Raw genomic sequence first — 10279 nt, forward strand, 5'->3', positions numbered from 1 at the left:
AACGAGATGAATGGGTACGTCGTGATCGAGATACGAGCGAGGGTTGGAATTACATGGAAAGAATCTCGTCATCACCCGGTCTGATAACTAAAGAGCCCCATTTGCGTTAGTCGTCATCTTCTTTATATTCATGGTCTCCATTCTGCCCTCTATTTCAATTGTCATCGCTGGTTCCGTCTCCATCATTGTTTCCGTTATCTCCCTTGGATGCGCGGTTAACGGTTATGCGGTAGGTCTTGGCGTTTCCATTCGGCGGGTTAACGCGAATGATAATGTTGGTGCTCGACCCCCTCATCTCCAAGAAAGATTTCACGCGCCTGGCCTGAGCTGGTTTCCTGTCCATTGACCTCCATGCTGGCATTTGTGTCCTGAAGGGTCGCGGTGACGGTGACGCTCGTCACGTTGTGCTCCACGTTCACCGTATACCTCCTTCTAGGAGCCTGGCCGACATTGACCCCCCACTTGTGTGCAGCCGTGGATTCGGTCATCGACGGAGTGCCGAGTGAGGCGGCTACGTGATGACCACTCGAACCTTTCGCCCCTACGATCCTGATGACTTGTGACTGTTGCCGCCGTCACCGCGCGAGTGGTTGCCGGAGGACCACCTGGCGTACTTCGTGACGGATCTGGTGGAGGAACTGAATCTCACGCCCATCCTCGCCACCTATGGCGGCGTAACGCGTGGCACGGTGCCGTATCATCCCCAGCTGCTGGTCACGGTATTGCGGTATGCCTATGCCGTGGGGATTCCGGCCTCGCGGCAGATTGCGCGGGAACTGGAAGAGGATGTGGCGTTTCGGGTGCTGGCGGCCAATCAGCGGCCGGATTTCCGGCCCCTCAGTGACGTTCGGAAGCCGCATCTGACAGCATTGGCTGATCGGTTTGTGCAGGTCCTGAAGCTCTGCCAGCGGGCGGGCTTGGTGAAGCTGAGGCACATCGCGCTGGATGGGACGAAGGTCAAGGCCAATGCCTCGAACAAGGCCATGCGTTATGGTCGGATGGTGACGGAAGCCGCGCGGCTCACGGCGGAAGTCGAACGGCTGTTGACGCAGGCGGAAGCCACCGATGCTCAGGACGATGCGGCGTATGGCCCCGACCGGCGGGGCGATGAACGGCCCGCCGAACTTGCGCGCCGCGAGCAGCGGCTCCAGACCATTCGGGCCGCCAAGGCCGTGCTGGAGCAGGTGCTGGTGAATACCGAGCAGGTCCCCCGGATCGTGACGATGGACGCGGGCTCTTGCAGCGAGGCGAACGTCATGGCCCTCACGGCGCTGGGCTGTACGCCGCTCATCCCGCCGGATCGCCAACTCCATAGCCCGGTGGTGCTGAGAGCTTCCCGTGGACGACCGCCCGCGGGCTTGTCGGTCGCCGATCGGATGCGCCGCACGCTCCGCACGACGCGCGGGCGACGATGCTATGCTCAGCGCAAAGCGATTGGCGAGCCGGTCTTCGGTCAGATCACGCAGGGCCGGGGCTATCGGCAGTTCTTGTTACGCGGGATGCGGCAGGTGCGTGGGGAATGGGCGCTGATCTGTCCGACCCCCAATGTGCGTAAGCTCTGGACCGCCCTCTGTCGGCAACGGCGACGCCCCGGCGAGGGGCTACGGGCAGTGGGCAGAAGCCGGAAGGCGGAGCGGAACGTCTACGGGTAGTCGAAGATCGTAGGCGCATCCGTCTGTGGGTCCGCGAATACGGGCTCACCTGGAACGATCAGCCGGCGCTCAGGTCAATGTCGGACAGGCTCCTCGGTGGTTCGATTCAGACGTGGGGTGGTATCATGAGCCGCATTATCGATCTGAGAGGTGCCTGCAATTTCGGGAATGTGCCTGTTGAACCTCCCTATACGGAGACGCCGAACGGGTGCATCGGGGAGAGAGGGGCCCGGCTGCCCAGCACGAGCGGATCATGAAACGTCTCACGCAGGGACTGTCGCTCACGACCCGACAGCAACTGGAGATCGAGCCGATCGTCAGTCGCGCTCATGTCGCAATTCTCGAGCTGCGCTTTTCGCATCAAGGGGAAATTGAACAGATCTTGAGCGAGGGACTGGCGGACATAAAGGAGAAGCTGTCCCCGGAGCAGCAGTCGGAACTGGATGAGATGTATGCGGGACTGCAACAGCGGTGGCAACTTTCCCGTGGCTATCTGGAAATTCACAAAAAGGGTGCACAGCCCTAGTAGGCAGCGGCATGTCTGAACCGATTCGCTTTGCAACTACACTGAAACGTTGGGTGTTAGGGCTGTCCGCGGCCTGTCTCCTTGCCCTGGGAGGGTATGCACTCCTGGCGAAGTCAGGCGAGAATCCGTCACGCGCCGGTCAGGCATCGGGAGGCGCACGCCCATTTCCGGTGGTGGTGGCGACGGCAAAAACAGGCGACATCGGTATCTATCTCAACGGACTCGGATCGGTTGTGCCGTTGAATACCGTCAATGTGAAGAGCCGGGTCGATGGACAACTCATGAGGGTGTTGTTTCAAGAAGGGCAGCTCGTTCGGAAGGGCGACCTCTTGGCGGAGATCGACCCGCGACCGTTCGAAGTACAATTGCTCCAGGCTGAGGGACAGATGGCTCGCGATCTGGCGCAATTGACCAATGCGCGGCTGGACTGGCAGCGGTACAAGGGGTTGTATGAACAGGGATACGTTCCCAAGCAACAACTGGATACTCAGGATGCCATGGTGCGTCAGCTGGAAGGGATCGTGAAGGCCGACCAAAGCCAGATCGACAATGCCAAATTGCAACTGGGCTATAGCCACATCACAGCGTCCATCAGCGGGCGGGTGGGTTTGCGTCTGGTGGACCCCGGCAACATGGTCCACGCAAACGACAACAATGGTCTGCTGGTCATCACACAACTCATGCCGATTGGGGTCGTCTTTGCCATTCCGGAGGATAATTTGCCGGGAGTTTTGGAACGACTCAAAATGGGCGAACGACTGACCGTCGACGCGTTCGATCGGGAGCAGAAGAAGAAACTGGCCACCGGCGTGCTCCTGACGGTCGACAATCAGATCGATCCGAACACCGGCACCGTGCGACTCAAGGCGGTGTTTCCGAACGAGGACGGCGCTTTGTTCCCGAATCAGTTCGTCAACGCCCGCCTGTTGTTGGAAGTGAAACATGGCGTCACGATCGTGCCATCCGTCGCCGTTCAACGGGGAGCAAGAGGCACCTTTGTCTATATTGTGAATAACGACTGGACAGTGGCCGTACGGACCGTTGCGGTCGGTGCATCTCAAGGCGAGGACACATCGATTACCTCCGGTCTCTCGCCCGATGAATTGGTTGTGGTGGACGGCACTGAGAAACTCCGCGAAGGCAGCAAGGTCGAAGTGCGGAACCAGAACGACCAGCCAGTCAAAGGTCTTGATGCGCTTCCATCCGGATCCGAGATGCCGCAGCAAGGCGCCAGATCGTGAATCCGTCCCGGCTCTTCATCATGCGGCCTGTGGCGACCGCCTTATCGATGGTTGCCATCCTCCTGGCCGGAGTGCTGGCCTATCGTCAGTTGTCGGTCTCGGCCCTTCCCCAGATTGATTACCCCACGATACAGGTCTTGACCTTTTATCCAGGCGCCAGTCCGGACGTCATGGCATCGTCTGTGACCGCGCCGCTCGAACGACAGTTCGGGCAGATGCCTGGTCTGAATCAGATGACCTCAACGAGTTCGAACGGCTGTTCAGTGGTGACGCTGCAATTCGGCCTCGATCTGAGCTTGGATGTGGCCGAGCAACAGGTACAGGCTTCGATCAATGCCGCCTCCACATTCCTCCCGCGCGATCTTCCGAACCCGCCGGTCTATAACAAGGTCAATCCGGCCGATGCGCCGATCCTGACCCTGGCTTTGACGTCGAGTACGTTGCCGTTGCCTCAGGTCCAGGACCTGGCCGAAACCAGGCTCGCGCAGAAAATTTCCCAGGTCTCCGGCGTGGGGCTCGTCAGCATCAGCGGCGGCCAGCGGCCGGCCGTGCGTATCCGGGCGAATCCCCGAGCCCTGTCGGCCTACGGACTGACGTTGGAAGATCTGCGCATGACCGTGGCCGCCGCCAACGTTAATCAGGCCAAAGGCGCATTCCATGGACAGCGGAGAGCCTCCATCATCAACGCGACCGATCAGTTGCTGTCGAGCCGCGAGTACCGGCCGCTGATCGTCGCCTACCGCAAGGGCGCGCCCGTCCACTTATCCGACGTCGCCGACGTCGTCGACGACGTGGAAAACGTCAGGCTGGCGGCCTGGATGGACGAGACGCCGGCCATCCTCGTCAATATCCAACGGCAACCGGGAGCCAATGTCATTGAAGTGGTGGATCGAATCAAGCAGATCCTGCCGCAACTCCAGAGCGCGTTGCCGTCCTCCGTGCAGGTCACGATGCTGACCGACCGGACCACCTCCATCCGGGCATCCGTCCGCGACGTGCAGTTCGAGCTCATGCTCGCCGTTGCCCTCGTGATCATGGTCATTTTTCTTTTTCTTCGCACCCTGTCGGCTACGGCCACTCCCGCCGTGGCGGTTCCATTGTCGCTCGTGGGCACCTTCGGCGCGATGTACCTGATGGGGTTCAGCCTCAACAACCTGACCTTGATGGCCCTCACGATTTCGACCGGGTTCGTCGTTGACGACGCAATCGTCATGATCGAAAACATCTCGCGATACATTGAGCGGGGTGAGTCACCGTTTCAGGCCGCGCTCAAAGGATCGGAGCAGATCGCGTTCACGATTCTCTCGCTATCCATCTCGCTCATCGCGGTGCTGATCCCGCTTCTATTCATGGGGGACGTGGTGGGGCGCTTATTTAGAGAATTTTCCGTCACGCTGAGTATCACGATCCTGATTTCGGCCGTCGTCTCGCTCACGGTGACACCGATGATGTGCGCCCGACTGCTGCGCCACCGCCGTGCGGCGGAACAGGGAGCCTTTTACCGCCGGACGCAAGGGGTGTTCGACCGCACCATCGCGGCCTACGGCAGGACGCTCCGATGGGCACTGAACCATCAGTCCGCCACGCTGGCAGTGGCGGTCGGGATGCTCCTGTTCACGATCGTGCTGTATGTGGCCGTGCCCAAGGGCTTCTTCCCCGTGCAGGATACGGGGGCGATCCTGGGCATTTCCGAAGCGGCCCAGTCGATCTCGTTCACCGCCATGGCCGAACGCCAGCAAGCACTGGCCCGCGCCATCCTCGCCGATCCGGCCGTGGCCAGCCTGTCTTCCTTCATCGGCGTGGATGGGATCAACACGACGCTCAACAGCGGACGGATCCAGATCAATCTGAAACCCTTGGCCGAACGCCGGGTCGGCGTACAGGACGTGATTTTTCGGCTGCAAGATCATGTGGCGAACGTGGATGGCATTACCTTGTTCCTGCAGCCGATGCAGGATTTGACCGTCGAGGATCGTGTCAGCCGCACCCAGTATCAATATACGTTGGAAGACGCGGATCCGGAGGAATTGAATCGATGGGCTCCCACGTTGGTCGAGGCGCTGCAGGCCTTGCCCGAATTGCGCGACGTGGGCAGCGACCAACAGGACAAGGGGCTCGCGTCCCTCTTGGTCATCGATCGCAGCACCGCCTCGCGGCTCGGCATCACACCTCAACTGATCGTCGACACCCTATATGACGCGTTCGGGCAACGACAGGTCTCCACGATGTTCACTCAGCTGAACCAGTATCGCGTCGTGCTCGAAGTGATGCCGGAATTCCAGAACGGCCCGCAGGCTCTCCAGTTTCTCGACATCCGGTCGTGGACCGGAGGTCAGGTTCCGCTGAACGTGTTTACCCAGTTCTCCGAAACGACGACCCCGCTGGCGATCAGCCGTCAGGGGCAGTTTCCCGCCGTCACCCTGTCATTCAATCTGGGACCGGGAACCTCCCTCGGTGAGGCCGTGACGGCGATCGAACGAGCGACGCAAGTGATCGGGCTGCCGGCCAGCATCCGGGGGAGTTTTCAAGGCACCGCCCAGGCGTTCCAAGCATCGTTGGCGAACGAAACGTGGCTGATACTCGCAGCGCTCGTCACCGTCTACATCGTACTCGGGATTCTGTACGAGAGCTACATTCACCCGCTTACGATTCTGTCCACGCTGCCATCGGCGGGGGTCGGCGCACTGCTGGCGTTGATGCTCTTCCAAACCGAATTCAGTGTGATCGCACTGATCGGGATCATTCTCTTGATCGGGATCGTGAAGAAGAACGCGATCATGATGATCGACTTTGCGCTCGGCGCGGAACGCAAGGAAGGACGACCGCCGGTAGAGGCGATCTACGAGGCTTGCCTGTTACGCTTCCGGCCGATCATGATGACGACGATGGCCGCTCTGCTCGGAGCACTGCCGCTGGCCATCGGTTCCGGAGTCGGATCCGAACTGCGGCATCCGCTCGGAATCGTCATCATCGGCGGGCTCGTACTGAGTCAGGCTCTGACGCTGTACACCACGCCGGTCGTCTACCTCGCATTCGACCGACTGGCGCGCCGTCTCCGTTTGCGGCAGTCTTCGACACTCAGGACGGAAGCGGTGACTCCCGGCACGCTATGAATATTTCTTCGCCATTCATCCGGCGTCCGGTGGCCACGACCTTGCTGACCGTCGGCGTGACCCTCATCGGCGTCGTGGCGTTCCGGTTCCTTCCTGTTGCCGCTCTACCGCAAGTGGAGTTTCCGACGATCAACGTGTCGGCCGGGCTGCCCGGCGCGAGCCCTGAAACCATGGCGACTTCGGTCGCGGCACCGCTTGAACACCAGTTCACGCGTATCGCCGGCGTAACGGAGATGACCTCCACCAGCATGCTCGGCTCCTCGAACATCACTCTACAGTTCGAACTGAGCCGCGATATCGACGGGGCTGCGCGCGATGTTCAGGCAGCGATCATGGCGGCGCGCAGCGATCTGCCGGCCAACCTCCCGAGCCAGCCTATGTATCGCAAGATCAACCCAGCCGATGCGCCGATTCTCATCCTGTCCTTGACCTCGGAGATCGTGAGTCGCGGCCGGATGTACGATGTTGCTTCCAGTGTCCTTCAGCAGAACCTGTCGCAGATCGACGGTGTTGGTCAGGTCTATGTGGGAGGAGGCTCGCTTCCCGCCGTGCGCGTCGATCTCAACCCGACGTCGCTCCACAAGTACGGGATCGGACTGGGCGACGTCCGTCGGATGTTGAGCGAGACGAACGTGAATCGTCCGAAAGGTCAGCTCTCCAATGGGAAGCGGACATGGGAAATTCGGACGAATGACCAGCTCTACGAGGCTGAAGATTATTTGCCGCTGATCGTGAGTTATCGCGAAGGTAGAGCCGTACGACTCTCGGACATCGCGACTGTGGAGCAGTCGGTCGAGGATCTACGAACCATGGGTGTGGCGAACGGGACCCCGGCGGTGCTTATCATTATCAGCCGGCAGCCCGGAGCGAATATTATCGAAACTGTCGACCGGGTGATGGCCATGCTTCCACAGCTGGAAGCGTCCATTCCCGGGACGATGACACTCTCGGTCATGGGCGACCGCACACCGGCCATCCGTGCCTCCCTGCATGACGTCGAACGGACGCTGGCGATCTCCGTGTTCCTCGTGATCCTGGTGGTGTTCCTGTTTCTCAGGGACGTCCGTGCCACGCTCATTCCCTGTGTGGCGGTCCCTGTCTCGCTGATCAGCACGTTCGGGGTGATGTACCTCCTCGGGTACAGTCTCGACAACCTTTCACTGATGGCGCTCACGATCGCGACAGGATTTGTGGTAGACGACGCGATCGTCGTCCTGGAAAACATCAGCCGCTATCGTGAGCAGGGCATGGCTCCCATGGAGGCCGCTCTGCGTGGTGCGCGGGAGATCACGTTTACCGTCCTGTCGATGACGTTGTCGTTGGTCGCCGTCTTTGTCCCCATCCTCTTCATGGGGGGGATGATGGGTCGGCTGTTCCGGGAATTTGCCGTCACACTCTCGGTGGCGATTCTCGTTTCGCTCGTCCTGTCGCTCACCACGACGCCCATGATGTGCGCGAGGGTGCTGAGGCCAGACCAGGGACAATCTCACGGCTGGTGCTACCGCCTGAGCGCGGGGTTTTTCGAAGGGATGCGCGCCGGATACGCTAGGAGTCTCTCCTGGGTTCTCCGCCATCCGCGCGGAATGCTCGCGTTCACGCTGGCCACCATGGCCTTGAGCGTATATCTCTACACCGTCATTCCCAAAGGATTTTTTCCGCAGCAGGACACCGGTCGCATGTTCGGGTTCATTCAGGCGGCACAAGACATTTCGTTCCAAGCCATGCGTGAGAAGCTTACCGAAGTTGTGGATCTCATCAAGAGCGATCCAGCGGTAGAAACGGTGACAGGATTCAGCGGCGGCAGCGGGAGCACGAACTCAGGCCGCATGTACATTACGCTGAAACCGCTTCAGGAGCGGCAGATCAGCGTGGATCATGTTATCGCGCGTTTGCGTCCCAAGCTGGCCCAGGTGCCGGGCGCGCCGACGGTGCTGCAGGCGATTCAGGATCTGCGCATCGGCGGTCGGGTAAGCAGCGCGCAATACCAATATACCCTTCAAAGCGTGGACCTAGCCGAGCTGAACACCTGGGCGCCCAGAGTAGAGCGCCGGCTTCGAACGCTCAGCGAAATTGTGGATGTCAATAGCGATCAGCAAGACAAGGGGCTGCAGTCGCTGGTCGTGTTCGACCGGAGCACCGCTTCTCGACTCGGGCTCAGCCCTCAGCTCATCGATGACACATTGTACGATGCATTCGGCCAGCGCCAGGTTTCCATCCTGTATACGACGCTGAACCAGTATCACGTCGTGATGGAAGTGGCACCGCCATACTGGCAGAACCCGTCCACGCTTCAGGAGATCTATGTGCGGTCTCAGACGGGGGAACAGGTGCCGCTGAGCGCGGTGACGCGGTTTGAACCAACGAACACGCTGCTGCTCGTCAACCATCAGGGACAATTTCCCGGCGTGACGCTGTCGTTCAACATGGCACCCGGCATTTCGCTCGGCGAGGCGGTGGAGGCCATTGAGAAGTCGATGCGGGAGATTGGACTGCCGGCCGGTATTCAAGGTAGTTTTCAGGGAGCAGCCAGAGCGTTCCAATCATCCGTCGAGAATCAACCAGTGCTGGTTCTTGCCGCGCTCCTGACGGTCTACATTGTGTTGGGCATTTTGTACGAGAGCTATATCCATCCGCTGACGATCCTCTCCACGCTTCCGTCCGCCGGCGTCGGCGCCTTGCTCGCGCTGCTCCTGTTCAAGACGGAATTGAGCATGATTGCGCTCATCGGCATCATTCTGCTCATCGGAATCGTGAAAAAAAACGCCATTATGATGATCGATTTCGCCTTGGATGTCGAGCGGAAGGACGGCGAACAGCCGGAGGAGGCGATCTACCGGGCCTGCCTGCTGCGTTTCAGGCCGATTATGATGACGACGATGGCGGCCTTGTTCGGCGCCTTGCCATTGGCCATAGGAATGGGTGTGGGATCGGAGTTGCGACGGCCACTCGGAATCGCAATCGTGGGCGGCCTACTCGTCAGTCAGTTGCTTACCCTCTATACAACGCCGGTCGTCTATCTCTATCTCGATCGAATGCGACTGAGCTTCTTGCGAATCTTCTCAAGAACAGTGGAAAGCAGGCCACTTCTCAAATAATCATGATCGGTCCAGATCGTACATATCGGCAATGAAAGATGTGAGCCTGTGGTACGTGTGGTGACGGTGTTGCCGGGGTATGATCGATCTGGAAACACAAAGGGCCCGATGGTTTCCCACCGAGCCCTTCGCATGTCCAGATTCTCAGCACTCAGCACTGAGTTTAGTACATTCCCTCCATGCCGTGGCTGTGTCCGCCACCCGGCATAGCCGGTTCTTTCTTTTCCTCGGGGAGTTCGGTGATCATGACCTCGGTGGTGAGCATCAAACCCGCCACGCTGGCGGCGTTTTGTAGCGCCGTCCGCGACACCTTGGTCGGATCGATGATGCCGGACTTGATCATGTCGACATATTCGTCCGTGGCGGCGTTGTACCCACCATTGACGTTCTTCTCTTCCCGAACCTTGCCGACGATGACCGATGCTTCCGCCCCGGCATTCGCGGCGATCTGTCGGATCGGCTCTTCGAGCGCGCGCCGGACGATGTCGAGCCCGACTTTCTGCTCCAGTGGGACATCCTTGAGTCCATCGAGCGCCTTCACGCAGCGGAGATAGGCCACGCCGCCTCCGGGGACGATCCCCTCTTCCACTGCCGCCTTGGTGGCATGCAGCGCGTCCTCGACCCGGGCCTTCTTCTCCTTCATCTCCGTCTC

6 protein-coding genes and 1 pseudogene are annotated in these 10279 nt (G+C 60.0%); 5 read left to right on the forward strand and 2 right to left on the reverse strand.

Going from position 1 to position 10279, the window contains the following annotated elements; genetic code table 11:
- Positions 1 to 257: 257 nt before the first annotated feature.
- Positions 258 to 419 (reverse strand): cadherin-like beta sandwich domain-containing protein, encoded by a 162-nt coding sequence (locus tag P0120_08950; GenBank protein MDF0674445.1) that lies wholly within the window; start codon positions 417 to 419, stop codon positions 258 to 260.
- Between the two features lie 144 nt (positions 420 to 563).
- On the opposite strand from P0120_08950, the pseudogene P0120_08955 reads away from it, so the two are divergent.
- The 5 genes and pseudogenes from P0120_08955 (at position 564) to P0120_08975 (ending at position 9627) form a co-directional block, all read left to right on the forward strand.
- A pseudogene (locus tag P0120_08955) lies at positions 564 to 1559 on the forward strand (transposase).
- Between the two features lie 346 nt (positions 1560 to 1905).
- On the forward strand, positions 1906 to 2178 hold the full coding sequence (locus tag P0120_08960) for a hypothetical protein (GenBank protein MDF0674446.1): 273 nt from the start codon (positions 1906 to 1908) through the stop codon (positions 2176 to 2178).
- A gap of 11 nt (positions 2179 to 2189) precedes the next feature.
- The gene (locus P0120_08965) at positions 2190 to 3419 is read left to right on the forward strand and encodes an MdtA/MuxA family multidrug efflux RND transporter periplasmic adaptor subunit (GenBank protein ID MDF0674447.1); all 1230 of its coding nucleotides are present in this window, start codon (positions 2190 to 2192) and stop codon (positions 3417 to 3419) included.
- Positions 3416 to 6532 carry a multidrug efflux RND transporter permease subunit gene (locus tag P0120_08970; protein MDF0674448.1) on the forward strand — a complete coding sequence of 1039 codons (3117 nt, stop codon included), beginning with the start codon at positions 3416 to 3418 and terminating at the stop codon, positions 6530 to 6532. Before P0120_08965 ends, P0120_08970 begins: the two co-directional genes overlap by 4 nt.
- Positions 6529 to 9627 (forward strand): multidrug efflux RND transporter permease subunit, encoded by a 3099-nt coding sequence (locus tag P0120_08975; GenBank protein ID MDF0674449.1) that lies wholly within the window; start codon positions 6529 to 6531, stop codon positions 9625 to 9627. The genes P0120_08970 and P0120_08975 overlap by 4 nt, the downstream gene beginning before the upstream one ends.
- Before the next feature lie 163 nt (positions 9628 to 9790).
- Here P0120_08975 and P0120_08980 read toward each other — a convergent pair.
- Positions 9791 to 10279, reverse strand: a 489-nt coding sequence (locus tag P0120_08980; protein MDF0674450.1) for a TCP-1/cpn60 chaperonin family protein, incomplete at its 5' end; no start/stop codon positions are given.

Source organism: Nitrospira sp., assembly GCA_029194675.1.
In the GTDB taxonomy this organism is placed as follows: domain Bacteria; phylum Nitrospirota; class Nitrospiria; order Nitrospirales; family Nitrospiraceae; genus Nitrospira_D.